At 38.4% G+C, this 24524-nt stretch carries 22 protein-coding genes; 16 read left to right on the forward strand and 6 right to left on the reverse strand.

The genetic code is table 11. The features are described 5' to 3' along the window. The first annotated feature begins 626 nt into the window (after positions 1-626). Positions 627-1688, forward strand: coding sequence for an asparaginase (locus QUE35_RS11315; RefSeq protein ID WP_022600805.1), 1062 nt, complete (start codon positions 627-629; stop codon positions 1686-1688). A gap of 94 nt (positions 1689-1782) precedes the next feature. On the opposite strand, the gene QUE35_RS11320 is transcribed toward QUE35_RS11315, so the two are convergent. The 6 genes from QUE35_RS11320 to QUE35_RS11345 all read right to left on the reverse strand — a co-directional run bounded on the left by QUE35_RS11320 (position 1783) and on the right by QUE35_RS11345 (position 10505). Next, entirely contained in the window at positions 1783-2586 is an 804-nt protein-coding gene (locus QUE35_RS11320) for a SusE domain-containing protein (RefSeq protein WP_022600804.1), read from the reverse strand. An 18-nt stretch (positions 2587-2604) separates the two neighbouring features. Beyond that, complete coding sequence (locus QUE35_RS11325; protein WP_022600803.1) at positions 2605-4209, reverse strand: RagB/SusD family nutrient uptake outer membrane protein; 1605 nt, start codon at positions 4207-4209, stop codon at positions 2605-2607. Between the two features lie 14 nt (positions 4210-4223). Continuing rightward, positions 4224-7199 (reverse strand): SusC/RagA family TonB-linked outer membrane protein, encoded by a 2976-nt coding sequence (locus tag QUE35_RS11330; RefSeq protein ID WP_022600802.1) that lies wholly within the window; start codon positions 7197-7199, stop codon positions 4224-4226. Between the two features lie 299 nt (positions 7200-7498). After that, a complete protein-coding gene (locus QUE35_RS11335) occupies positions 7499-8020 on the reverse strand; it encodes a hypothetical protein (protein WP_022600801.1) in 522 nt (173 codons plus the stop codon). 208 nt (positions 8021-8228) lie between these two features. Continuing rightward, positions 8229-8612 (reverse strand): hypothetical protein, encoded by a 384-nt coding sequence (locus tag QUE35_RS11340; protein ID WP_022600799.1) that lies wholly within the window; start codon positions 8610-8612, stop codon positions 8229-8231. Between the two features lie 60 nt (positions 8613-8672). Beyond that, a complete protein-coding gene (locus tag QUE35_RS11345; RefSeq protein ID WP_022600798.1) occupies positions 8673-10505 on the reverse strand; it encodes an ABC transporter ATP-binding protein in 1833 nt (610 codons plus the stop codon). Between the two features lie 248 nt (positions 10506-10753). Between QUE35_RS11345 and QUE35_RS11350 the strand changes: the two genes are divergently transcribed. The 15 genes from QUE35_RS11350 (at position 10754) to QUE35_RS11420 (ending at position 24497) form a co-directional block, all read left to right on the forward strand. Continuing rightward, the gene (locus tag QUE35_RS11350) at positions 10754-11656 is read left to right on the forward strand and encodes an NAD(P)-dependent oxidoreductase (protein WP_022600797.1); all 903 of its coding nucleotides are present in this window, start codon (positions 10754-10756) and stop codon (positions 11654-11656) included. 342 nt (positions 11657-11998) lie between these two features. Then, a complete protein-coding gene (locus QUE35_RS11355) occupies positions 11999-14878 on the forward strand; it encodes a TonB-dependent receptor (RefSeq protein ID WP_081705630.1) in 2880 nt (959 codons plus the stop codon). 46 nt (positions 14879-14924) lie between these two features. Continuing rightward, complete coding sequence (locus QUE35_RS11360; RefSeq protein ID WP_022600795.1) at positions 14925-17675, forward strand: outer membrane beta-barrel protein; 2751 nt, start codon at positions 14925-14927, stop codon at positions 17673-17675. Positions 17676-17765: 90 nt separating this feature from the next. Continuing rightward, positions 17766-19007: an anaerobic sulfatase-maturation protein gene (locus tag QUE35_RS11365; RefSeq protein ID WP_022600793.1), complete on the forward strand. Its 1242-nt coding sequence runs from the start codon at positions 17766-17768 to the stop codon at positions 19005-19007. A 4-nt stretch (positions 19008-19011) separates the two neighbouring features. Next, entirely contained in the window at positions 19012-19578 is a 567-nt protein-coding gene (locus QUE35_RS11370; protein WP_022600792.1) for a manganese efflux pump MntP, read from the forward strand. A gap of 44 nt (positions 19579-19622) precedes the next feature. Next, complete coding sequence (locus tag QUE35_RS11375; protein WP_009318944.1) at positions 19623-20654, forward strand: FAD:protein FMN transferase; 1032 nt, start codon at positions 19623-19625, stop codon at positions 20652-20654. Positions 20655-20664: 10 nt separating this feature from the next. After that, positions 20665-21174 (forward strand): GNAT family N-acetyltransferase, encoded by a 510-nt coding sequence (locus tag QUE35_RS11380; RefSeq protein WP_022600791.1) that lies wholly within the window; start codon positions 20665-20667, stop codon positions 21172-21174. A 377-nt stretch (positions 21175-21551) separates the two neighbouring features. After that, positions 21552-21860 (forward strand): hypothetical protein, encoded by a 309-nt coding sequence (locus QUE35_RS11385; RefSeq protein ID WP_022600789.1) that lies wholly within the window; start codon positions 21552-21554, stop codon positions 21858-21860. Then, positions 21857-22156 carry a hypothetical protein gene (locus tag QUE35_RS11390; RefSeq protein ID WP_022600788.1) on the forward strand — a complete coding sequence of 100 codons (300 nt, stop codon included), beginning with the start codon at positions 21857-21859 and terminating at the stop codon, positions 22154-22156. The genes QUE35_RS11385 and QUE35_RS11390 overlap by 4 nt, the downstream gene beginning before the upstream one ends. A gap of 298 nt (positions 22157-22454) precedes the next feature. Continuing rightward, positions 22455-22781 (forward strand): hypothetical protein, encoded by a 327-nt coding sequence (locus tag QUE35_RS11395; protein WP_009318939.1) that lies wholly within the window; start codon positions 22455-22457, stop codon positions 22779-22781. Next, entirely contained in the window at positions 22778-23089 is a 312-nt protein-coding gene (locus tag QUE35_RS11400; RefSeq protein ID WP_022600786.1) for a hypothetical protein, read from the forward strand. Before QUE35_RS11395 ends, QUE35_RS11400 begins: the two co-directional genes overlap by 4 nt. 76 nt (positions 23090-23165) lie before the next feature. Then, on the forward strand, positions 23166-23489 hold the full coding sequence (locus QUE35_RS11405; RefSeq protein WP_022600785.1) for a hypothetical protein: 324 nt from the start codon (positions 23166-23168) through the stop codon (positions 23487-23489). Then, complete coding sequence (locus tag QUE35_RS11410; protein WP_009318936.1) at positions 23486-23836, forward strand: hypothetical protein; 351 nt, start codon at positions 23486-23488, stop codon at positions 23834-23836. The genes QUE35_RS11405 and QUE35_RS11410 overlap by 4 nt, the downstream gene beginning before the upstream one ends. 2 nt (positions 23837-23838) lie before the next feature. Further along, positions 23839-24150 (forward strand): hypothetical protein, encoded by a 312-nt coding sequence (locus QUE35_RS11415; protein ID WP_022600784.1) that lies wholly within the window; start codon positions 23839-23841, stop codon positions 24148-24150. Beyond that, positions 24147-24497, forward strand: a complete 351-nt coding sequence (locus QUE35_RS11420; protein ID WP_022600783.1) for a hypothetical protein — start codon at positions 24147-24149, stop codon at positions 24495-24497. The genes QUE35_RS11415 and QUE35_RS11420 overlap by 4 nt, the downstream gene beginning before the upstream one ends. The last annotated feature ends 27 nt before the right edge of the window (positions 24498-24524 follow it).

A 24524-nucleotide genomic window follows, 5' to 3' on the forward strand; every position in this document is an offset into this window, starting at 1 on the left:
GTAATCTCATTTTTGATAATTGATGATTTTAATTTTGATATAAATCAATGTTTTGCAAACATAGTATTTTTTTTATTAAGTAATGTAACATTCTTGTAAAATTTTATGGATGATCCCGTATATTAACTTTTTAACTTTACGAGTATTGAAATTTTCATATACCTTTCATTTATTGAATTTTCCGGGTTTTCAGATAATCGGTTTTTGTGTTATTATGGAATCTTTTTGAATATAAAATAATCGATTTGTGAGATTTTACAATAAAGATTTCTAAATGAATATTAGAGACTGTTTAAATTTAATAGAAATATTTTTAATTGCTGTTCTGGTTGTGATAAGATGGTTTTCGAATTCTTTAAGTTTTTAAAATTCGAAATAGTCCGGTAATTTTTTTGTTTCAAATGATTCGGAACTTTGGTAAAGATGTTTCTATTTTATCTCGAATAAATTTTTTAACAAGTTTTGAAAACGATGAACCCTGTTGCTAAGCTCCCGTTTAGGTATTGATATTGACTTTTTGCTATGAATGAATACTCATATAATCGATATGTGATAATTTTAACCGGCAAAAGGTTATTTATTATGGTATTATTTGCTATTTTTGTCAGAAAATAATTCTGAGGAATATGTCCGAAAAGAAAATTTCCGTATTGATTATCTACACGGGCGGGACAATCGGTATGATACAAGACCCTGAGACCGGAGCTTTGATGCCGTTTAATTTTGATCATTTGTTAGATAATGTTCCGGAGTTGAAGCGTTTGGGTTTTTTGATTTCATCAATTCAATTTGAACCTCCGATAGATTCTTCGGAAATCGATCCTGCATCTTGGATTCGTTTGGTAAAAATCATAGCAGACAATTATGATACTTATGACGGTTTTGTCGTTCTGCACGGAACTGATACAATGGCATATACGGCTTCAGCGCTTAGCTTTATGCTTGAGAATCTGGCAAAACCTGTTATTCTGACCGGATCTCAATTACCTATCGGCATGCTGAGGACGGACGGAAAAGAAAATCTGATTACGGCTATTGAGATTGCAGCGGCAAAAGAAAACGGATTTCCTGTTGTTCCGGAAGTGTGTATCTTTTTTCAAAATCATTTGATGAGAGGAAACCGAACCTCGAAAATTAGCGCTGAAAATTTCAATGCTTTCCGTTCTCTGAATTATCCGGCGTTGGCGCGGGTCGGGATGCATATACGGTATGACAATAATCTTATTAACAAAGTACGTGTTCCCAAACCGCTGAAACCGCATTATTTAATGGATACTAATGTTGTGATTCTTAAAATTTTTCCGGGCATTACTCCGCAAACGGTAGATAGTATTTTGAATATCCCTCATTTAAAAGGTGTCGTTTTGGAAACATACGGTACGGGAAACGCCCCTTCAAAACCTTGGTTTTTGGATATGTTAAGGGCTGCGGTTGCTCGGGGAATCGTGATCGTGAATGTGACTCAATGCTCCAGCGGTAGTGTACAGATGAGTTTATATGGGCCTGGAAATAAGTTGGCTCAAGCGGGGATAATAAGCGGATATGATTCGACTACGGAGGCTGCAATAACGAAACTGATGTTTCTATTCGGGCATGGTTTATCTTCGGAAGAGGTGAAAGACAGAATGCGTTTACCGTTGACCGGTGAATATTCTACCCAACATTTGGAAGATCAGATAGAAGCTTGAATGTTTTTTATAAAGAAAGAGCTGCATCTGCAACTTATCGGAGTTGTAAGCAGCTCTTTCAGTTTATACATCTCGTCTCCTCCCAAGATGTATTTTATTTGTCAGTCGTTGTCATTTTTTCTCCCGGGGTTGCCGGAGTCAAAGTATAGGTTAGCGTATTGAGATCGACACTTATATGGTAATAACCTTGTGGAGAGATAGAAATATCGCCCCCTTTCAATGCTAAAGTTCCCGGAGCGCCTCCGCTGCCATATTCTTCACCTTTGTTCCATACCGGTTCTGTAGTTAATTTGAATGTAATCGGTGCATCGGGATTATTTTCATCGACGAGATTCAGATAACCTTCGTATTTGTTGTTCATTCGGTAAGAAAGCAGGGTAGGAGCATTGGCAATGTTCCATCCTTGATAAGATCCCGGAACATATAATTTGGGATAGACGATTACCATAGGATATGGTGTAATTTCTAATGTAACGTACCCGGAGTAAACGATAATACTGGAGGTAAGTTCGCTTTTCAACCGTACGTATGTTTCGAGAGGAATGCCGCTTTCTCCTCCTAAAATCAGAGTTGCCATGTTTAGTTTCCCTACATTGACAGGAAGGTATAAGTTGTGAGTTTCTGCCAATGAAATAGGGTCGGAAAACGACTCGGTATTGTCTATTTGGAGAGTGTAGAGAGGTGCAGCTTGAAATCCGTATTTCCCGGCACTCCATGAAAATGTTTCAGCGATGAAATTTTCAGCTTCTTCGTTGAGTACAAGGCTGGAATTATCAAGCGGGCTTAATTCCGGGGCGGCTGTAAATTCATATACAGGAGATTTATCGTCATTACAAGATTGCAATAGCAGAAATATTCCGATGCTGAAAAATAGCCAGTATTTTATCGTATGATTCATAATCGTATAAAGTTATATTTAGTATCCATAATTTTGTTGAGTACCCGGATTCGCTGCTATTTCTTTTGCCGGAATCGGATACAAATTATATTTGGTTTCAAGAGACTTTCCTGTCAGTACTCCGCCTTTCCATGCCCATAAATAACTTCCGGATGTAAAGACTCCGAAACGTATCAGATCGGTACGTCGGTGACCTTCCCAATAAAGTTCTCTCATTCTTTCTGCGAGAATTTCATCTAAAGTAATATCCGTAGTAGAAGTGTAAGTGGAGATACCTGCCCGAGTTCTCAGGTAATTCATATAAGTTTTGGCTAAATTCTGGTCTCCATAACCTCGGTAGGCACATTCTGCGTACATTAGGTAAGTATCTGCAAGTCGGAAAATGGGAAAGTCCGTGTCTGGATAAGGATATGCACGTTTGCTCGTGTTTTCCCAGTCGGTCGATAGCAGATTCGTAAATTTAGTAACGGCAAACCCATCTTGAAAATTTCCCAGATCGGTATTTTCGATATTTGCTCCGTCGCTGTAGAATGCATATCTGGAATCTCCGTCTTCAAAACTTTTTACCAGATTTGATGTCGATCTTGGTCCTGCCCATCCGTCATTGACTCCATAATTTTCTTTTATCATGGTGCCTCCATAAGCACCGATAGTAAGATATGTCGTTCCGCCGTATGTTCTCGTCCGGTCTCGATCGTATGGGACGACCATCAGAATTTCACCCTGTTCTCCGCCTCTTGCGAATTGATCATTATCGGCACAGAATAAAAATTTATATGTTTGCGCCAATCCGTGATTAGTACCGCTTCCGTACTGTCCGATAATTTGCTGGCAAGTTGAAGCACATTCGGAATACATCGGAGTTCCTGTATAAACAGATGCGTTCAAGTATAATTTGGCTTTTAGCATCCATAGAGCACCCTTTCCTGCACGTCCGTATTCCGGATTTACAGGTAGATCGTTTTCAATGGCATTCAGTTCGTTCAGTAGAAATTGAAATATTTCGGCTCTCGATTTTTGTTTAGGAGCTTCCATAATTTGATCATTTTCGGTTACGAAAGCCACATTCCCGAACATATCTATTGCATGCCAGTAAGAAAATGCACGTAGGAAGCGGGCTTCTGAACGGTATTTGGATATTTGTTCTGCAAGCTCTCCTGTAATATTGTTTTGAGCTAAAGCTTGAGGTGTGGTAGCTTTTAAGAAAGAGTTGCAAAGAGCTATTTGAAAAAAGATGCGGCTATACATGACATATATAAACCCGTTTGCAGCAGACCATTTTGAAGTGCTTAATTCGGGTACGCCTGCATCGTTCCATCCTAATAAAGCTTCGTCGGTCGGCAATTCCTGAAGATTCCAGTATGACCGGATATATTGTGCCATGCCTTCATCGAAGCCTTCTATATCGGGTTTTCCGGCAGGGCCTTCTTGACCGGAAACTGCTAATCCTGCATATACTTTTGCCAAAAACTGAGTATAGTATTCGTGATGTGATTTGAAATCGGAGTCTTGGATCAGGTTTTTATCGATGGGTTTTAGGTCAAGATCTCCTAAACACGATACAAGAGTAGATGAGCCTGCAACGAACAGTGCAATAAGACAGCTATATATTGTTTTTTTCATATCGTATTTTTTTATTAGTAAGTGATTATAACTCCCAGCAAAAAGGTTACGGGACGAGGGTACACATTATTGTCGATACCCGAAAATACTTCAGGATCGAGTCCTTTGTATTTGGTGATGACAAAGGGGTTTTGTACAGCTCCGTATAGTCTGAGTTTCAGTTTATTTTGTACCAACTCATTCCATGTATAACCGAGTGTGATGTTATCGCAGCGCAAAAATCCTGCATTGTGCAGATAGTAATCGCTCATGTATTGCGGATTTTGAAATTTTGTTCCGCGACTTATCAAATTGTTCAAATATCCGGCACTGTTATATATTGCCGAATAACTTGAATTATTGGATTGCACATTATCATAGACATAATTTCCGAGATTGGCGCGAAGAGAAAATCCGAAATCGAAATTTTTATATTCCATCCGTGATGTGAAACTCATTACGACTTTTGGATCTCTGCTTTTATATAATCGTTTGTCCGCTTCATCGATAACCCCGTCTCCGTTTCTATCGACATAAAGTCCTTCTATCGGGTTTCCATCCTTGTCATATACCTGCTCATATAGAAGATAACTGAATGCCGGGTATCCGACCTTATGAGCCTGTACGGTATTTCCTGTTCCTCCGCTGATACCTCCGACAGGTATATAATAATCGGCATCGTTACTTTTATTTAACTTTGTAATTTTGTTCGAATTATAGGCAATGTTAAATCCCAGATCCCAAATAAATTTGTTTGTTACAATTGGTTTTGAACTGATGCTGAACTCTACGCCTTCATTTCTCAAACTTCCGATATTCGTGTATATTTCATTTGTCAGATTCGATCCTGCCGGAACAGGAATACGACTGATCAGATCATTCGTTTCTCGATAATAATAGTCGAAAGATCCGCTGATCCTATTATCCAGAAAAGCAAAATCCAAACCGATGTTCCATGTAGTCGTTTCTTCCCATTTTATGTTCGGGTCATATCCGTTTGGTCGTAGAGTATTGTAATATCGGTCTCCGAATGGATAAGAAGCTGTTGGAAATCCCATCGAATATAATGGCATATACGGAAAATAGTTGTCACTGATGTCTTGCTGTCCGGTGATACCATATCCTAACCGTAATTTTAATTCGTTCATTACATTAGCAACAGGTTGCATAAACGGTTCGTTGATAATTTTCCAACCCAAAGCCAAAGCCGGGAATGTTCCCCAACGGTGATCTTTAGAAAAACGGGAAGTCGCATCACCCCGTAAAGTGAATGTTAGCAGATATGTATCTTTGAATGTATAGTTGATTCGTCCGAAAAACGAAAGTAATTGCAGGTGGTCGGCATAAGTTTTGTCATACCAAGGTTCATTATCGGGCATAAGTGTTGTTATGGTACTTCCGTCTTTATAGAATTTTTGCCATGAATAACCTGCCATGACCTCTACTTTACTGTATATTTGGCGGAAATCGTTATTGTAATTCAAATAAAAATCCAGTAATTGATTTCTCTTTAATTGTTTCAGCGTTTCGGTTTGTCCGATCCCCAACTTTTTGTTTTCTTTATAAGTTATAGGAGAGTTAGGGAACATTTTGTTCCATTGTCGGCTTTTCGACACATCATATCCTAAGTTCAGATTTGCTCTCAACTCAGGGAGGAAAGGCATGATATAATCGAGTTGGATGTTTCCCAAACTGCGGTAAACATGAGAGATCATAGAACGATCGTCCAGTAAAGAAACTGGATTAAGAGGGGCAATTCCTATAACTGCTCCTGTATTTTGTTGCAACCACATGAAATATCCATTTCCGATTTCTTGTCCCGGAACTTTAACCGGTTGAGTCGGGTCGAAACTTACAGCTCCTCCGATAGCGGCCTCGTCAGGAAATTCGTTGCGTATATATAATCCCTTGACATTCATATTTACACTTAGCGTGTTGTTGAAAAATTTAGGAGTAAGGGAAATAGATGCCGTAGTACGGTTCATCGAAGATGTCTTTAAGATACCGTTTTGATTTGTAAAAGTTGCCGATACACGGTAAGGCAGTATTTTATATTGTCCGCCTACGCTTAAATTGTAGTCTGAGCTGACAGTCGTTCTCAGTACTTCATCTTGCCAGTTCGTATTGGCATTTCCCAATAACTGGTATGCCTGACTGGAAGTTCCGGTCTGTTCGGCAATCAGTCTTCTGAATTCATCGGCATTTAGAACTCCGGTAGTTCTGCGGGAAGTACTGACCGACATGTTTGCATTGAAATTTATTTGAGGTTTTCCGCTCATTCCCTTTTTAGTTGTAATGATGATAACGCCATTCGATGCTCTTGATCCGTAAATTGCGGTTGCCGACGCGTCCTTTAGAATCGTAAAACTTTCTATATTATCGGGTGGAATCATACTGAGAGGATTCGACATTCCGGTGACTCCTGAATTATCTACTGGAACACCGTCTATAACGATCAGCGGGTCGTTTGTCGCATTTAAAGATGAACCTCCTCGAATACGGATTTCTCCTCCGGCTTCAGGTTTGCCTCCGGTCAAGGTGACGACAACGCCCGGAGTTTGACCTACCAGCAAATCTTGTGCAGATGTTGCCATACCTTTGTTTATTTCATCCGGTTTGACCTGTGTAACTGCTCCTGTGGCATCGCTTTTCTTTACGGTTCCGTATCCGATAGCGACCACTTCTCCTAAAGTAATAACATCTTCTTCAAGAATAACAGATATTTCAGCCCTATTTTTTATAGGGATACTTTGAGAAATGTATCCGACAAAAGAAAATATAAGAGTGCTGTCTTTAGGCGCTTCTATCTGGTAATTTCCGTCAATGTCAGTTACTGTTCCGGATGTTGTGCCTTTTACTATAACATTCGCTCCTACCACAGGTTCTCCATAGGAATCTTTTACATTACCATGCACTTTGATTCGTTGTGCTTGGATGTCGAGAGAAAGAAAAATCCCGGATAATAAAATAAGGAAAATTTTCCATCCCGGTTTAAAATTCATGTGCTCCATGCAAGAATTACGTTTTAAAGTTTATAAATTAATTAAGTAAATCAAAAAAACGTGTGTTGGGTTTATGTTCCCGGGATTTGTATGAAAAACAGACACGCGGGAGGTTCTTATTCTTCCTTAGAACACTGTTTGTACAGATTTTGTTTTTGTATGTCGCTTATTTAAGACTATATAAAGAAAGACGAAGGGTTGTTATATGTTTTATCTACTATAAGGATTAGTTATAAAATCGGGGCAAGGGAATTTTAAATTCCCTTGCCCCGATTTTATGGTTTATTTTATATAGTAATCACATAAGCTTATTTGCCGTTAGGTATGGCTTGAGTCAAAGCTACTACATCTTCATCGTAGAAACTGATAGGAGCGGAAACCGGTTCATAATCGAACGGGATGAATTGTAGCACTTGTGCCGATGCATATTTTTTGTCTTCGGAAATGAATAAATTAAGCTTGATCCCGGCTTTATTCCCTTCTGCAGGTTTTAATTTGGGCAATACGTCGAATTGTTTGTTTTCCAATGATTGCTGCAATCGATGCATTTCATGATTGTCGAAGTACAAATCGCATCTTTTCATCGGACATCCGTTCGCTTTATATATAATCTTCTTTTTCCCGGCCATGAGTTTTACGAGACCTACGATTGCAAAGACAGATCCGGCAATCATCATAGCCATTTTTAATGAAGTATTGTCACCTTGTATAAGCGTATTTCCGAAAAATATGGCTATAGCCACCGCCAAGTAAATAATCCCTGAAATAGAGAGAGTTTTTTTGTAAATGATATTATCGTTGATAAATTCTTTTTTTTTGTTTGTTTCCATTTTTAATATAATTAGAGTTTATTTTTATAATTGTTTTTATAGATATCCAAAAGGGAAGTGAATATCATGATGTAATAAATCGTATATCCAAAAAGACCTATACCTGTAATGGGAGATTAAGAAAATCTCTGTTCTTCAGGAGTTATGGTTATTGGATAACAAGAAGTACACCGAATAAGTTACTTCAAAAACAAAATAAAAATAAACTCTAAATGCGCATTTGACAGAGGGCATAAAGATAATGTCCGTCACTTCTCAGTTGAGAAAAGTATTGGGCATTTTCTTGTAGTCTTGTCTTATAGGCTGTGTATAAATATGTTTGCAGATGTAGGGCATCTGCTCGATATGTAGTCTGAAATTTTGATCCGCATTGAAACAAAAAAGACGAAAAGTGTTCATGGGAAGTAAGGATGTATAGTGTATGATGTACCAATACATCGATAGTCGTGTGAGTATTATGATGCGAAAGGTCTTGGGAAACGGCTATGGAATCCTGTATTTTCGAATTCAACACAGCATTCGTAATACCCGCCATACTGCTTACCAGCATGGCTATTATTAAGATTACGATATGTCTGTATTTCCGTTTCATATACTCTGGTCGCAAAAATATCAATTTTTACTGTAATAACAATTTTTACTTTGGGTTTTGTCAGAATTTTTGCATATCGACCAGCCGTTTATAGTAACGGTTGAGAGCTATCAGCTCGTCATGACGTCCTGACTCTACGATCTTTCCTTCATGCATGACACATATCAGATCGGCGTCTTTAATAGTAGATAATCTGTGAGCTATGACTAAAGTTGTCCGGTTTTTCATCAAATTTTCCAAGGCTTCTTGTACCAGTCGTTCAGACTCGGTGTCGAGAGCGGATGTGGCTTCGTCCAATATTAATATCGGAGGATTTTTAAGAATGGCTCTGGCTATGCTGATCCGTTGGCGTTGTCCTCCGGAAAGACGGCATCCTCTGTCTCCGATATTAGTGTTGTATTGTTCTTCCGTTGCCATGATAAAATCGTGAGCATTGGCTATTTTTGCTGCTTCTATCACTTGCTCTTTCGTTGCATGTTCCACTCCGAAAGTGATATTATTATAAAAGGAATCGTTGAACAGTATCGCTTCTTGATTGACGTTTCCCATCATTTCACGAAGATCGAATACTGCCATATCTTTAATATTGACTCCGTCTATGAATATTCCTCCTTTTTCTACATCATAGAACCGCGGCAATAAATCGGCCATTGTCGATTTACCGGATCCTGACTGTCCCACAAGGGCGACGGTCTGTCCTTTTTTTATGGTTAAGTTGACATCTTTAATAACCCAGTCGGCATTGTATTTGAATGATATGTCTCGATATTCGATTTTGTCGTTGAGCGAGTCGATGCGTACCGGATTGGTCGGACTTTTGATGGGGTTTTCTGCTGATAAGATTTTATCGACCCGTTGCATGGATGCAAGCCCCCGTTGAACGGCATAAGCTGCTTTTGACAAATCTTTTGCCGGATTGATAATGCTATAAAATATAACTAAATAGTAAATAAAGTCTGCTGCGCTTATTGTGTTGTCGCCCGATAAAATTAAAGAACCTCCATACCAGAGGACGATGGCGATAGTGCAAGTTCCTAAAAATTCGCTCATCGGATGAGCCATTGCTTGCCTTCGGCTGATCCGGTTCGTAATTTTGAAAAATTTATTGTTCGATTTGATAAACCGATCTAAAATCTTATGTTCTGCATTGAAAGCTTTGATGATGCGCAACCCTCCGAGAGTTTCTTCGATTTGGGACATTAAACCGCCCCATTGTTGCTGTGCCTCAAGAGATGTCCGTTTCAGTTTTTTCCCGATTTGTCCCATTACAAATCCGGCAACAGGCAGTAAGATTAAAACGAAAATAGTCAACTGCCAGCTTATGGCGAACATGGTGCTTAAATATATGATAATCATGATCGGGTTTTTAAACATCATGTCCAATGAAGCCATAATGGAATTTTCTATTTCGGCTACATCTCCTGTCATTCTCGACATTACATCTCCTTTTCGTTCGGTTGTAAAGAATCCGATAGGTAAGCTTATTACTTTTTTAAATACGAATGTGCGGATATCCCGAACTACGCCAGAACGGATCGGTATCATAAAGTATGAGCTCAGATAGCTGGTACATGTTTTGGCGAATGTCATGACAACCAAAAAAGCCCCTAATATCATTAAAGCCCATGCTTCGCTATGGGTATTTATCTGTTCGGTGATAAACCAATAAAAATTATTTATTGCTATATCTTTCAAATCCATACCTGTAGTTTCCCATGGAATGAAATTATAGGAAATCTCTTTCATCTTGAACAGAATTTCTAGAATCGGGATGATCAGAGCAAAAGAGAATAGACTTAGAACGGTAGAAAATATATTAAAGAAAATATTTAGAAACAGATATTTTTTATAAGGAGGAACAAAACGTCTGAGTATCTGTATAAAATCTTTCATCATAAAATTTGAGATCTGATTGTGAGTTCTTGTTTTTGATTATTCGGTGGTAAAGATACAACAAAGAAACGAGAAGAAATGTAGATTACGGAAAGAATATTACGGTTTGGTTTTCTATATAGTATTTGATAAATTTGATTTTGGGAAAAATGTATAAAAATTTTTTTGGCAGAAGCCATAATTAAATATGAAAATCGTATTTTTACTTGTTTTTTTATTAAAACCTATTTTAAAGAATAGCTGTAATTATGAAATTTAAGAAAATAGTCGGAGTTGATGAAACTTTATTAAATGCTTGTGCTCTTGAACAATTGCGTTCTTTAGGAGAAGAAGTTTTTATGTATCATGATTTTCCTCTTCAAGAAAAAGAGATTATTGATCGCATTGGTAATGCCGATTGCTTGTTGGTTTCTTTTAGAACATTAATTACACGTGCTGTTCTTGATGCTTGTCCTAATATTCGTTATATAGGCATGTGTTGTACACTTTATGATCCGAGTAGTTGCAATGTTGATGTCATAGAAGCATATAGGAGAGGCATTACTGTATTGGGGGTGAAAGATTATGGAGATGAGGGGGTTGTCGAGTATGTAATTTGTGAGTTGGTTCGTTTGTTACATGGTTTCGGAGGGGTACGATGGTTGAAGGAGAGTACCGAACTGACGCAACGTAAAATCGGGATTGTCGGTTTAGGAAAGACAGGTAGAATGATCGCCGATGCGCTGTCGTTTTTAGGTGCGGATGTTAGTTATTATAGCAGAACTCGAAAACCTGAAGCAGAGAAAGTCGGTATAGTCTATAGACCGTTAGAAGAATTACTTGCAGATGTAGAAATCGTTTGTACTTGTTTACCTCGAAATAATTATATATTGGGTGAAAAGGAATTTGAATTAATGGGAAATGGCAAAATATTGGTAAATACATCAGTGGGTCAAACTTTTCAAACGGAGGCGATTTGTAATTGGTTGAGAAATTGTCCGGATAGTTTTTATTTGTGCGATGCAACGGGTATGGGAGGTTTGCAAGATAGACTGAATGGCTTTCCTAATGTGCTTTATACGCCTTATATTTCTGGCAAATCAATACAAAGTATTGAGCGCTTGTCCCAAAAAGTTCTGGCTAATATGAAGGATTATCTCTCTTCTCATTAATTCACTATATCTTGTAGAAAATCTGTCTAAATTTTGCGCGGATGAAGTTTGAGGGGAAGCCTCATAAATAGTCGTTTCTTTCTCGAAAGGGGAGGCGTACCGATATCGTCGACATCGTTATAGACCGGAAGAGAACGCAAAAATGATCTGATAATATTTTTTTATCGGAAAATTTAAACAGTCTCTTAAACCTTTATAATTTATTTTTGTCCAATAGTTCGGAATTGATTTTTTTTGAGGAGATCGGTGCGGTTAAGAGAAATTTAAGTTTAAAAAGATCACGATTCTACACAATATACTACACAACACAATATAATGACAATATGTCTTGTGAGTAAATAAATGATGAAAGGAAAAAGATTAATCGCGGCTTTACTTTGTTTATTGATGATTGTTTCTGTGACAGCTCAGCAATCTCAATCTTCCGGAAAGGTAACGCAAAATGCAAAAGTGGGGAAAATATCGGTTAACGGACTCGTAAAAGATGAGTCGGGGCAACCGATGGAAGCTGTTGTCGTCAAACTATTGGTACAAAAGGACAGCTCTATGGTTACCGGTGGCGTTACAGGAGCAAACGGTCGTTTTTTACTGTCCAGGATAAATGCGGGAAATTATAGGATCGTATTTTCTTATTTGGGATATAAAACTATTTCTAAATTAGTAAAATTTTCTGTTCAAGACTCTTCTGTCTCTTTGGGGACTGTTATGATGGAGCCTGCGAATATAGAGTTGAAAGAAGCTGTTGTTGTCGGAAAAGTTCCGGATATTGTCACAAAAGAAGATACTGTAGAGTATAATGCCGGGTCATTTAAAACACAACCCAATGCGGTTATCGAGGATCTTTTGAAAAAACTTCCCGGAGTAGAGGTCGATAAAGACGGAAAGATAAAAGCTCAGGGAAAAGAGGTTAAGAAAATATTGTTGGACGGTAAAGAGTTTTTTTCGGATGATCCTAAAGTTGCATCTAAAAATCTCCCGGCTAATATTATAGAGAAATTACAGGTGATAGACCGGAAATCGGACGAAGCCCGTTTTTCCGGAGTAGATGACGGGGAGGATGAAACCATTATTAATTTGACCGTAAAGAAGGGAATGAAAAAAGGCTGGTTCGGCCATGTGATGGGTGGTGCAGGTACTGATAAACGGTATGAATTCAACGGAATGCTGAACCGATTGGTGGATGAGACTCAAATTTCGCTTTTAGGAGGAACTAACAATACCGGAAATATGGGTGCGGGAGATATGGGAGCGTCGATGTTTTCGGGAAGTTCTCGCCGTTTTGGCGGTGGAGGAGGAAAGGGAACAACGACATCTACTACTACAGGCGCTAATTTCAATATGGGTAAAACCGATCAATTGCGGTTTGGAGGAGATATTCGGTATGGTTACTCGAATAACGATGTTTGGCAAAAAAGCGAACAACAAAACTTTCTGAAAGACAGTATTTCTTATGATAATTCGGAGAAAACATACAATACGAAAAGTCATAATATAAATATGAATTTTCGTTTGCATTGGGAAATAGATACCCTTACCGTATTGGAATTTATGCCGACTTTCGGTTATAATAAATCGAAAATGTATAATCACAGTACATCTGCTACATTGGGAGGACACTCGGGTGAAGAGGAAAGCCTGCGTGATAGCATCAACAGCGGAGAGATGTTATCGTCAAGCGACGGTCACGGATATAATTTTTCTGGTCGTTTGAGCCTGAGCCGCCGTTTTCGTTCTAAGCAAGGGCGACAGATGACTTTCTCTTTTAACTTCAGTTCTAATCGTAATGAAGAGGATGGAATGAGTTATAGTAGAAACTTGTTCTATCTGAATGATAGTGTCAGTGTTGTAGATCAAAAAGATGATAACCGCAATTGGGGCGGAAGTTTCGGAGTGAGGGTAACTTATGTAGAGCCGATATTTAAAAATCATTTTTTGACATTTGCTTATAACTATAACTACAATTATAGCAATGCCGACCGAATGGCTTATAATATACCGGCTGACGGTTCTGGAGAGTTGCAATTGGATTCTCTGTACAGTAACCGTTTCCGGAATGTCTTTCAGTCGCATCGCATTAGTGTGGGATTGAGAGGAACATATCCCAAATTTAGATACAATGTCGGATTCGACATGAATCCGTCCAGTTCGGAGTCGGAGAATCTCATGGATCATGCACGGGATGTGCCGGGTAAAATGGTATTTAATTATTCTCCGCTGTTCAATGCCGCATATCGTATCAGTAAGCAGAAAAGCCTTAATCTTGAATATCGGGGAAGAACCCGGCAGCCGAGCGTCAGCCAATTGCAACCGGTGCAAAATATTACGAATCCTTTGAGGATCAGTAAAGGTAATCCTGATTTAAATCCATCATACAGCAATAATTTCAGGTTGCGATATAACTCTTTCGAACCCGAAAAACAGCGGGGATTAATGGCTTTTGTGAACGGAAGTTTTACTTTAAACAGTATTGTCAATCAGACGACTTATGATAATAATACGGGAGTTCAAACGACTATGCCGGTCAATGTAAACGGTGTCTGGAATGTAAATGGCATGGTAATGTATAATATGCCGTTTAAGAATAAAAAGTTCCGCTTCAATACCATGACGAACGCATCGTATAACCATAATATAGGCTTTGTGAATACCGGGGGGAAAGAGAGTGAAAGAAATATTTCGAGGACTGTGAACGTGTATGAAAACCTGGGGTTGAATTATAATTCTGATTTGTTTGATGTCGGAATAACCGGAAATTATTCGTATGCTCTTACCGGAAACAGTATTCAAAGTCGAGAGAGACAGCAAACCATGAACTTTGGAGGAGGGATGGATGTCGCTGTCTATATTCCGGGGAATGTAACGGTCGGTACAGATCTTCGTTATTCGGGAAGTTCGGGATATTCTGCCGGCTATGACCGGAATCAGTGGATGTGGAATGCTCAGGTTTCATGGCAATTTTTAAAGGGAAAACAGGCTACTCTCATGTTTAAGATATATGATATTTTGAGACAGGTTTCTAATATTTCAAGAACAGCAACCGGAAACTATATTCAGGATGTAGAATATAATACGTTGTCCAGTTATTGTATGCTTTATTTCTCTTATCGTTTCAATACGATGGGAAAAAGACAGCAACGATCGGGAAGACCGGACGGCCCTCCCGGAATGATGAGAGAAAGGGGAGGGGGCAGGCCACCGGTCGGTGGAATGAGACCTTTCTGATACTGATTGTACGAAACACACATAACACACACATACACAAATTTCCATGACACGCACATGCCATTATATAGAATATTGGATTATATCGTTTTTTTTGCTTATACCGTTTTCTGCATTTTCTAAAGATGCGGAGGTTAAAGGAACTCTATTCGATGCTTCGTTGAAGATACCGGTCGAAATGGCGACCGTACGCCTTTCTCATTTACCGGACAGTACTTTTATATCGGGTACGGCTTCGGATAAAGACGGATTATTTAAATTGTCCGGGCTCGTTCCCGGAAAATATTTTATTCATATTACTTATTTGGGATATCAGTCTGTTTATAAAAATATCGAGATTAAAGCTCTTTCGGATAGGGTCGATTTGGGCCGATTGGTACTGTATTCGGCTGATACGCAATTAAAGGAGGCTGTCGTTGTAGGAAAACAACCGGGCGTGATGGTTAATAACGACACGTTAGAGTATTCGCCGACTGCATTTAGAACGACGAAAAATGCTGTTATCGAGGATTTGCTTAAAAAACTTCCGGGTGTAGAAATTGATGAGGAAGGAAAAATTCTGGTAAACGGGCAGGAGATAACTCAAGTGATGGTGGATGGTAAAGAGTTTTTCGGAAATGATCCTAAGGTTGCGACGAAAAATTTGCCGGTCGATATGATCGAACGTTTACAAGTTGTAGAGAAAAAGTCGGACATGGAAGAGTTGACCGGAATCGATGATGGAAACAGACAATATATTATCAATTTGAAGGTAAAACGAGATAAGAAGCGGGGAGTGTTCGGTACGGCTCTTGCCGGAGGCGGGACTCAGGAAAAATATGAAGCGAATGCCTTGATTAATAAATTTTCAAAAGAGACACAGTTGACCGTACTCGGGGGATCGAACAACACGAATAATATGGGCTTTTCGGATATGTTGAAAGGCATTCCTTCTCAAGTTGCAGCTCAAGCGTCTCAAGCAGCCCGTACTGGACGAGGAATTATGCGTACGCACATGGGAGGGGTCAATTATGCCGATCGTTATCTTGATGGAAAAATGAAACTGAACGGGAATATTTTTGTGGCGAATTTCAATCAAGATGAATCTCGCTCTCTTTATCGCGAGAATTTTCAAACATCGGGATTTAATACCTTGCATCGGAATCAGTGGAATAACAATAAATCTACACAGTTCCGTACAAATTGGAAATGGGAATATCAGATAGATAAGAAGAACCGTTTGTATTTCCGTCCTAATATCGTTTGGGGGGACGGTAATCGCAAAGAGTGGGCTGATTATAGAACGTTAAAAGGAGATACGATGTTACTCGATAGTTCTTATGTAGATTATTGGGCGAAAGAGAAAAATTATTATTTGCAGGGGACTCTTTCGTACGGGCATAATTTTGATAAACGCGGGAGGAATTTTTCGGTCGATATTTCGGGAACTCGTTCAAATACGAACATTAGTTCAGATAGTCGTACGGATAAATGGAAATTCAAGAATGGTACGGAGATGCAGAATCCCGAACCTACTTATCAGCTCATGAATAGAGATATAAGTCGAAATGATTATCGTGTCCGTTTTTATTATACCGAACCTTTATCTCCTACATGGCAAATAAATGTGTCGTATCAGTTCCAGCGAAATAATTCGGAAGAGGACAGGCGCACGGAAAGCATGGATAGAGAAACGGGTGAGTTCGAATTATCTCCGAATCAGACTAACCGTTCCGAAAACATTTTTTACATTCATCGAATAGAAGCGGGAATCCGGAAATTTTGGAAAAAAATAAATTTAAGGATCGGTGCGACATTAGAACCTACCGATATGAGAAGTTCCAGTTTCAGAGCCGATACTCTATTTTATACGATTGCGAACAAAAGTTTCAATATAGCGCCTTATGTAAATTTTGTCTGTCCGTTCAGTAAAGAGCGGATTTTGAGAATCGATGTGTGGGGAAATAGTCAGCAGCCCTCTCCCTCTCAGTTGCAGCCTATTGTCGATGATGCCAATCCGAATCATTTGAGAGTAGGTAATCCCGACTTGAAACAATCCTTTACTACTCGTTTCAGGCTTCGCTATAATGATTATAATAAAGTTACTCAGCGGACTATAGTTTTGAACATGGGTATGAATTTTAAGCAGAATTCTATAGCAAACCGTACCGAGTATATAGAAGAGGGAGTGCAGAAAACAATGCCGATCAATGTAAACGGCGTTTGTGACGGCTATTTTAATTTTATGTACAGTATGCCGTTAAACCCCTATTTTCGATTGAGTTCTTATACGACCGGAAATTATAGTCGTGGCATAAGTTTTTTATCGGATAAGGATGTGTTGGGAGAAAAAAGCATCAGCAATGAAATGCGGTTGTATGAGCGTTTGCGTGTTACCTATACGAATGAGTGGCTGGAAGTAGGGATAAAAAGTCTTATACGATATAATACGGCAAAGTATTCGCTTCAGTCGAATATGAATGTCAACGCATTCGATATAAGCAATGGCGGAAATGTCGAGATACGTTTTCCTAAAGATATTACGTTATCGCTTGATTATGACTATAATTTTAAAACCGGGTATACAGATGGATTTGATCGTCCGCAACATCTTTTGGGAGCACAATTCAATGTGTCGGTATTTAAAAAGAAACAAGGAACGATCAGTTTGAAAGGATTTGATCTGTTGAATCAGAGAATATCCGTATCTCGTGTCGTTCGGTCTAATTATATCGAGGATATAGCTTATAGTACCCAGCCTCGTTATTTTATGTTGCAGTTCAGTTATCGGTTCAATTATTTTGCACGTCAGAAATAAAATTTGCAGATATTCTTTGTTTTGAATCCGGATTTCTATTAATGTCGGGACAAATTAGTATCTTTGACCTTTCAAAGAAGAGGAATCTACATGGGAAAAACAATTGCGTATAATCCTTTGGATTATCCGATATATGTTATGGCAAAACCGGTAGGAGCGATGTGTAATCTCGATTGCAGTTATTGTTACTATTTGGAGAAAGGAGAACTTTATCGGGGACAACGGTCTAATCGGATGACAGATGAAATGCTGGAAAAATTTACGGAGGAATATATCAATTGTCAGACTACACCTGAAGTTTTGTTTACATGGCACGGTGGTGAAACGTTGTTGAGAGGTCTCGATTTTTTCCGAAAGGCAGTTGCTCTGCAAAAACGTTATGCAAAAGGTCGTCCTATCGCTAACTCGATACAAACCAATGGAATTCTGCTCAATGATGAGTGGTGTCGTTTCTTTAAAGAGAATAATTTTCTTGTCGGTATTTCTATCGATGGACCCGAACATGTGCATGACCGTTATCGTAAAGATAAAGGAGGAAGAGGTTCTTTTGCCCGGGTGATGAAAGGAATCGAACTGTTGCAGAAGCACCAAGTCGAATTTAACACTTTGTCGGTCGTCAATGATTATAATGCTCATTATGCACTGGAAACGTATCGTTTTTTTAAAGAAATAGGAAGCTGTTATATGCAATTTTCTCCTATTGTAGAGCGTTGGGGAGATCGTCCCGATGGGCTGGAATTGCTTCCTCCGGGCGAATTTCCGGATACGGAAATGCCTCCTTGGTGTGTTGATCCGCTGGATTACGGCCAGTTTTATTGTGACATTTTCGATGAATGGGTTTGCAATGATGTCGGACGTTATTTTGTACAGATGTTCGATGCCACGTTAGCGGGCGTTGTCGGAGCAGCTCCGGGAGTTTGCATTTACGGGAAGACTTGCGGACATGCGGCAGCTATGGAGTATAACGGCGACGTGTATGCTTGCGATCATTTTGTTTTTCCCGAATATAAGCGAGGGAATATAAAAACAGATACTTTGGTAAGTATGATGTTGTCTCCTGAACAAATGGCATTTGGCAATGCCAAACGAAATACTTTGCCCCGGCAGTGTCGTGAATGTCGTTTCTTGAATTTATGTAACGGAGAATGTCCTAAAAACAGGATTTCGAAAACTGTAACAGGAGAGCCGGGATTGAACTATCTTTGTGCCGGATTACAAAAATATTATGCGCATGTCATGCCTTATATGAATTATATGGCGGAGGAATTAAAAAATCAACGGCCTCCTGCAAATGTGATGCAATATGCCCGGGAACATTTAAACAAAAAATGAACGGATGAGTATTTTTGAATTACTAATATTGGCAATCGGACTTTCGATGGACAGTTTTGCCGTATCGGTGACTTCAGGGGTGGTGTTAAAGCCTTTCCGGACATCTTCGGCATTAAAAATAGCTTCTTTTTTAGCTTTATTTCAGGGGGCTATGCCTTTGATAGGTTGGTTTATTGGGCGAGAGTTTCAAAAATATATACAAGATTATGATCATTGGGTCGCTTTCGGGGTGCTGCTCATACTCGGGATAAATATGATTCGTGAGGGGCGTTCTAAAGACGAAGAGACTCCTTGTTGTTTTAATCCTGCAAAGACAAAAACTTTGCTCGGTTTGTCGGTTGCGACGAGTATCGATGCATTGGCAGTCGGGGTATCGTTTGCATTTTTGAGCATGAATATGCTTACGCCTACGGCTATTATTATCGGAGTTACTTTTGCCTGTTCTATGATAGCCCTTTATTTGGGCAGATATTGTGGAAGACGGTTGAAACATAGAGCAGAAATGCTGGGCGGAGTTATTTTGATTTTGATCGGAACTAAAATTTTAATAGAGCATTTATTTTTTCAGTAAAAGTATCTTTTTGCCGGTTTTCTGCCGGATAAATAATTTATCGAATGAAGAATAAGAGAGGATTGGTTGCATGCATATTGTTTCTTATCGTTTTTGCCATAGTGACAATATATCGGGAAACAAAACAGACAAAAGAAGCCGTTTATCAACAGAATGAAGGAATTATCTTCAATACGATTTATCATATAACTTATCAGTATGATTCTGATTTGCAAGCAGAAATAGAAGATGAGCTGCATCTTTTCGATGCGACGCTCTCCCCGTTTAATAAAACATCGGTCATAACTCGGGTAAATGAAAATGATTCTACCGTAGTGCTGAATGAATGGTTTGTCAATGTTTTCAGCCGTTCTCGGGAAATCTGGACGCAGACGGACGGAGCTTTCGATCCTACGGTGTCGCCTTTGATCAATGCTTGGGGATTCGGATTTAAACAAGGGTATTCGTTATCATCGCACGATATAGACAGTCTGCTTCAATTTGTCGGGATGGATAAGATATCTTTAGATAACGGGAAGGTGATAAAACAAGATCCGCGCATGTCGCTTAATTTCTCGGCAATAGCCAAGGGGTATGCCGTTGATGTCGTTGCTGAACTTTTAGAGTCGAAAGGCATCGAGAATTTCTTGGTAGAAATCGGAGGCGAGTTGGTCGGCAAAGGGCGTAATCCCAAAGGCGAGTGCTGGCAGGTGGGAATCAATAAGCCTGAAGAAGATAGTGAAAGTGTAATGGGTGAAATAGAAGAGATTGTGGCGATTTGCGACGGGGCGATGGCTACTTCGGGTAATTATCGTAATTTCAGATATGAAAACGGTAAAAGAGTAGCCCATACGATAGATCCGGTCAGCGGATATCCTGTGCAGCATTCTTTACTCAGCGCTACGGTGATTGCGCCCGATTGCATGACAGCCGATGCTTATGCTACGGCTTTCATGGTTATGGGGATTGATAAAAGCCTGCAATTAGCAGAAAAGTTGCAATTGAATGCTTATTTTATTTATGCAGTCGATTCTGTAAATACGCAAGTTAAAATGACTCCGGGTATGAAAGACCTTATTGTTCGGGATACTCATTGATAATTTTCTCATGGTCAGATTTGAAACAGATCGGGCGGTTGTCAGGGATGTGGTAGAGGGAGATATGGATATTATGTTCTCTATTTATACGCAAGAAAAAAATATGAGGTATATTTCTGACGGTAGGTATGATTGGACAATATTCGAGCTTAGGGATAAATATTCCCGGATAAACAAAAGCTATTCTTATGGATACGGTATTTTTATAGTTGAGCTTAAAGATTCGGGTGAGGTTATCGGTGAGGCCGGATTGTTTTCTTTCGATCGGGAAAATAGAATTTTTGAGTTAGGGTATATTTTAGACTTTGTTTATTGGGGGAAAGGGTATGGAACGGAAATATGCCGAGGATTGATAAATTATGCATTTGCTTCATTAAAAGCAAAATGTGTACTTGCCCGCATGTATGCTTCCAATAAGGCCTCTGTTCGTTTATGTGAAAAATGCGGTATGCAGAAATGGAATTCGGGAATTACCGAAAACGGTAAAGAATTTCATGAATATCGTTGTTATAAAATTTGAATAATCATTTGAAAGTCATTTGAAAATCTTTTCTTTTTATCAGCTCTATTTGTAGTCTTCTGTATTTTATTGATTGCGTTGGATAATGCAATATCTTTAAGGTTTTATTGTTAAATAAAAATAAAACAGAATAGCTGTTTTAGTATCTATGTATTCTTTTTATAAATTTATAGATATTATCACTTGGTGATTATCGGCATTTTAAAAATCTGTTTAAATTTTGCATAAGATCTTTTTTAGAGATGTTTTCAAGAATGTTAGGTACAAGAATGAGAAAACAGTTCGAGAGGAAGTCCTAAAAAGTTTAAAAAGACGATTTTATCGGAAAAATTTAAATAGGTTCTAAGATTATCAAATGTTTTGCAAAGTGTATAAATATGTTAGGGTTCAGGATTGTAATTAATGGTGAGGAAGAGATTTCTGTAATTTCTGATAATTTGGTGCATGTAATGATGAATATAGGACATGGATATGACATTATGTGTATAGATGGAATAAATTCGAAGTCGTATCACCTTCGATGGCATAAGCGAAAACTTAAATTGGGAGATAAAATAAAAATACGGGTAACGAAGGTTGATGAGGAGATATATCCTTTATTAGAACGCTATCCGATCAATAGGGCGGAATTGATAGAGAGATATTATACTCTTAAAAAAGAATTGGAAGGAAAGAGTGAAAGATGATAGGATTTATTGTTAAATATTTAGGCCGAAATTTTAAAGTCGGTTCTTCTGAATCTGATGCTACGTTGAACGTGACGTTGGTAAGAAATGAGTTTATTCTTGAGGGGAGTAGTGGGCAGCCTTACATAAGTTCGTTTCAATTGCAGAAAGACGGGATTGAACTTGATGTCGAAGTGGCTGAATTTGATGAGGCTTCTATCCCGATTACCGCTGATAATTATAAAGATACTTGTCAGATCGATCCTTTGTATATCGAAATGATAGATAAACAGAAAGCTGATGTTGATTGGAATTGAGGAATTTAGAAAATTAGAGGAGATTCTAAAAGAAGAGAATCTGATATGACTTTATAGATAGTTCGATGCTTTATAATACTTATGGTGAAATGGTTACAGTTCGGAATGAAAAAAAGAGAAGTTTCTGCTCGCATTGGAGGTATAATTTCGGGATAATGAATTATGGAGTTATTATGATTCTGATCTAAAAGAAGATAATACTATCACGATTTTTTTTAATGCGACTTGTATATTGACTCCTTACGCTAAACATAAATAAATTATAGAGCGGTGAATAAACAGGCAAAATAGAGTGAAAATGAAAAGTTTTGAAATTAATTATCGTGGAGTGACCACAACAATTTCTGCTAAAAATGAAGAGTCGATAGTTATTCTTATTAATGATAGTAAAGAACAGGCTTTTATTTATGCGGGAAGTACAGATCGTGATAAGAAACGCAGAAAGGTTTGGTTCTCAAATGAACCGATAAAACCGGATGATGTAGTCGATATTAAGGTAATTGAGTCAGATGGTATGACGGAATCTGCGATTATGACCGATATAGCAAATATTAAATCTCCGATTTCAAAGTTGGAGAGTTTCTATAAGTTGGAGGCGTTATTAAAGAAAAGGGGATTGCTATGAACGGCTTTATATTAAAATTGAATGGTGAGGTATTTGCTGGGGCAATGGACGGATGTTCCACTATAACTATTACGGGAAAGAATAATACCTTTAGATTAGAGTTTGGTGGTATGGATAAACTGGCACATTCTTGTGTATGGTGTACGAAAACTCTTGAAGCCGGAGATCGGCTTTCAATAAAATATACGGATATAGATGAGTCGGAAATTTCTGCATTTGCAGAGTTTATCGATGTTGTCGATGAGTTTAAGCTGTTGGAATCATATCATCGGATGAAACAAGAACTTATGGATGAAGGGTTGATATAAAATTTTGTGAGAAAGGATTGTATGTATTCGGTGCTTGAAAATTTTCTGAATATTGTTACTTGTTGATTATTAGTATATGAAAGGTTTAAAAATTAACTATAAAGGAAAAAATACGATTGCCGCTGTTAAAGATGGTGATTTGTTAGTTGTCGATATGCATGATGTTCGGGGAAAGTCATTTTTTTATGCGGGTAGTGTCGATTATGATGAACAGCTCGGTCGGGTCTGGTATCCGATAGTTCCCATAGAGTTGGGCGATACTTTTGAATTTGAAGTTGTTGAAACCGACCAAATGACAGAGCCGGTAGAGACGAAAAAGAAAGATGTAGAACGGCCTATTTCGAAATTAGAACAATTTTATCAGTTAGAATCGTTAATAAAAGAACGGGGGTTATTATGAAAGGTTTTACGTTGAAATGGAATGGCAAAACAATATCGGGAGCTGTAAGAAATGCTTGTTCGGGAATAATTATTTCGAATAAAGATGATATAGATGTGTTGAGATTATATTTCGGAGGTATGGACGAACAAGGTCTTTTTCCGAAATGGTGCAGTGAGGATCTTAAACCCGGAGATAAATTTTCGATAACGTATGAGGATATAGATGAGTCTGATGTTTCCATGCCCGTCTTTATCCGGGATGTGAATGATAAGGAGCAGGAAAATCAATTATTGTTGGCTTCGTATAATCGATTGAAGAAAAAACTTATCGAAGAGGGATTGATTCCTTCTAAAATAACCAAATAAGAATGAAGGGTTTTACGATTTATATTAATGATAAAAAAGTGAATATTGCAATAAAGCATGGTGTTTCTATGATTATTGTAGATCAGACTTGTGATAAATTTTGTATAACTGTCTCGGGATTGGACATTGAAAGGCAAGAGCATCAATGGTGGGTTAGACAAGATCTGACGATAGGTGATAAAATCAGAATAGTCGCCACAGAAATGGAAGAAAGTGATTTGCCCGTAAAGCGCACAATTGTTGACCGCCAAAATCTGTATAGAAGATATAGTGAGCTGAAAGAACGTTTAACAAAAAAAGGTCTGTTAAAATGAAAGGTCTTAAAATCTTTTTTAATGGAGAAGAGATCGATGTCTCGTCTGATTTTGGAGTTAGTCTGATGGTATGTACTAAGAGTGAGAAGGAACAGAGTGTGGCCAATTTGGTGGGTATAGATAGGGAAAAGAATACTTATACTTGGCTTAATTCCTTGATGAATACCGGTGATGTTATTGATATGGAGATAGCTGAACTTAATCGATCTTCTGTGCCGATATCGGTTGAGAAGTTTTTTTCTGAAGAAGAAAAATCAAATCAAGGAAAAAGCGATGAGATGTGGGCTAAAGATTTGGCGGATTATTATACGCTTGAAAAATTGCTCAAAGAAGAAGGCTTTTTATAGTATTAAGTTATTTGTGCTGTGGTAGAT

It is taken from the genome of Coprobacter fastidiosus (genome assembly GCF_030296935.1).
GTDB classification, from domain to species: Bacteria; Bacteroidota; Bacteroidia; order Bacteroidales; family Coprobacteraceae; genus Coprobacter; species Coprobacter fastidiosus.

Excerpts from the sequence above, each read along its gene's own strand:
- QUE35_RS11315 (WP_022600805.1), top strand. The coding sequence starts at position 627 with ATGTCCGAAAAGAAAATTTCCGTATTGATTATCTACACGGGCGGGACA.
- QUE35_RS11320 (WP_022600804.1), bottom strand. The coding sequence starts at position 2,586 with ATGAATCATACGATAAAATACTGGCTATTTTTCAGCATCGGAATATTT.
- QUE35_RS11325 (WP_022600803.1), bottom strand. The coding sequence starts at position 4,209 with ATGAAAAAAACAATATATAGCTGTCTTATTGCACTGTTCGTTGCAGGC.
- QUE35_RS11330 (WP_022600802.1), bottom strand. The coding sequence starts at position 7,199 with ATGGAGCACATGAATTTTAAACCGGGATGGAAAATTTTCCTTATTTTA.
- QUE35_RS11335 (WP_022600801.1), bottom strand. The coding sequence starts at position 8,020 with ATGGAAACAAACAAAAAAAAAGAATTTATCAACGATAATATCATTTAC.
- QUE35_RS11340 (WP_022600799.1), bottom strand. The coding sequence starts at position 8,612 with ATGAAACGGAAATACAGACATATCGTAATCTTAATAATAGCCATGCTG.
- QUE35_RS11345 (WP_022600798.1), bottom strand. The coding sequence starts at position 10,505 with ATGAAAGATTTTATACAGATACTCAGACGTTTTGTTCCTCCTTATAAA.
- QUE35_RS11350 (WP_022600797.1), top strand. The coding sequence starts at position 10,754 with ATGAAATTTAAGAAAATAGTCGGAGTTGATGAAACTTTATTAAATGCT.
- QUE35_RS11355 (WP_081705630.1), top strand. The coding sequence starts at position 11,999 with ATGATGAAAGGAAAAAGATTAATCGCGGCTTTACTTTGTTTATTGATG.
- QUE35_RS11360 (WP_022600795.1), top strand. The coding sequence starts at position 14,925 with ATGACACGCACATGCCATTATATAGAATATTGGATTATATCGTTTTTT.
- QUE35_RS11365 (WP_022600793.1), top strand. The coding sequence starts at position 17,766 with ATGGGAAAAACAATTGCGTATAATCCTTTGGATTATCCGATATATGTT.
- QUE35_RS11370 (WP_022600792.1), top strand. The coding sequence starts at position 19,012 with ATGAGTATTTTTGAATTACTAATATTGGCAATCGGACTTTCGATGGAC.
- QUE35_RS11375 (WP_009318944.1), top strand. The coding sequence starts at position 19,623 with ATGAAGAATAAGAGAGGATTGGTTGCATGCATATTGTTTCTTATCGTT.
- QUE35_RS11380 (WP_022600791.1), top strand. The coding sequence starts at position 20,665 with ATGGTCAGATTTGAAACAGATCGGGCGGTTGTCAGGGATGTGGTAGAG.
- QUE35_RS11385 (WP_022600789.1), top strand. The coding sequence starts at position 21,552 with ATGTTAGGGTTCAGGATTGTAATTAATGGTGAGGAAGAGATTTCTGTA.
- QUE35_RS11390 (WP_022600788.1), top strand. The coding sequence starts at position 21,857 with ATGATAGGATTTATTGTTAAATATTTAGGCCGAAATTTTAAAGTCGGT.
- QUE35_RS11395 (WP_009318939.1), top strand. The coding sequence starts at position 22,455 with ATGAAAAGTTTTGAAATTAATTATCGTGGAGTGACCACAACAATTTCT.
- QUE35_RS11400 (WP_022600786.1), top strand. The coding sequence starts at position 22,778 with ATGAACGGCTTTATATTAAAATTGAATGGTGAGGTATTTGCTGGGGCA.
- QUE35_RS11405 (WP_022600785.1), top strand. The coding sequence starts at position 23,166 with ATGAAAGGTTTAAAAATTAACTATAAAGGAAAAAATACGATTGCCGCT.
- QUE35_RS11410 (WP_009318936.1), top strand. The coding sequence starts at position 23,486 with ATGAAAGGTTTTACGTTGAAATGGAATGGCAAAACAATATCGGGAGCT.
- QUE35_RS11415 (WP_022600784.1), top strand. The coding sequence starts at position 23,839 with ATGAAGGGTTTTACGATTTATATTAATGATAAAAAAGTGAATATTGCA.
- QUE35_RS11420 (WP_022600783.1), top strand. The coding sequence starts at position 24,147 with ATGAAAGGTCTTAAAATCTTTTTTAATGGAGAAGAGATCGATGTCTCG.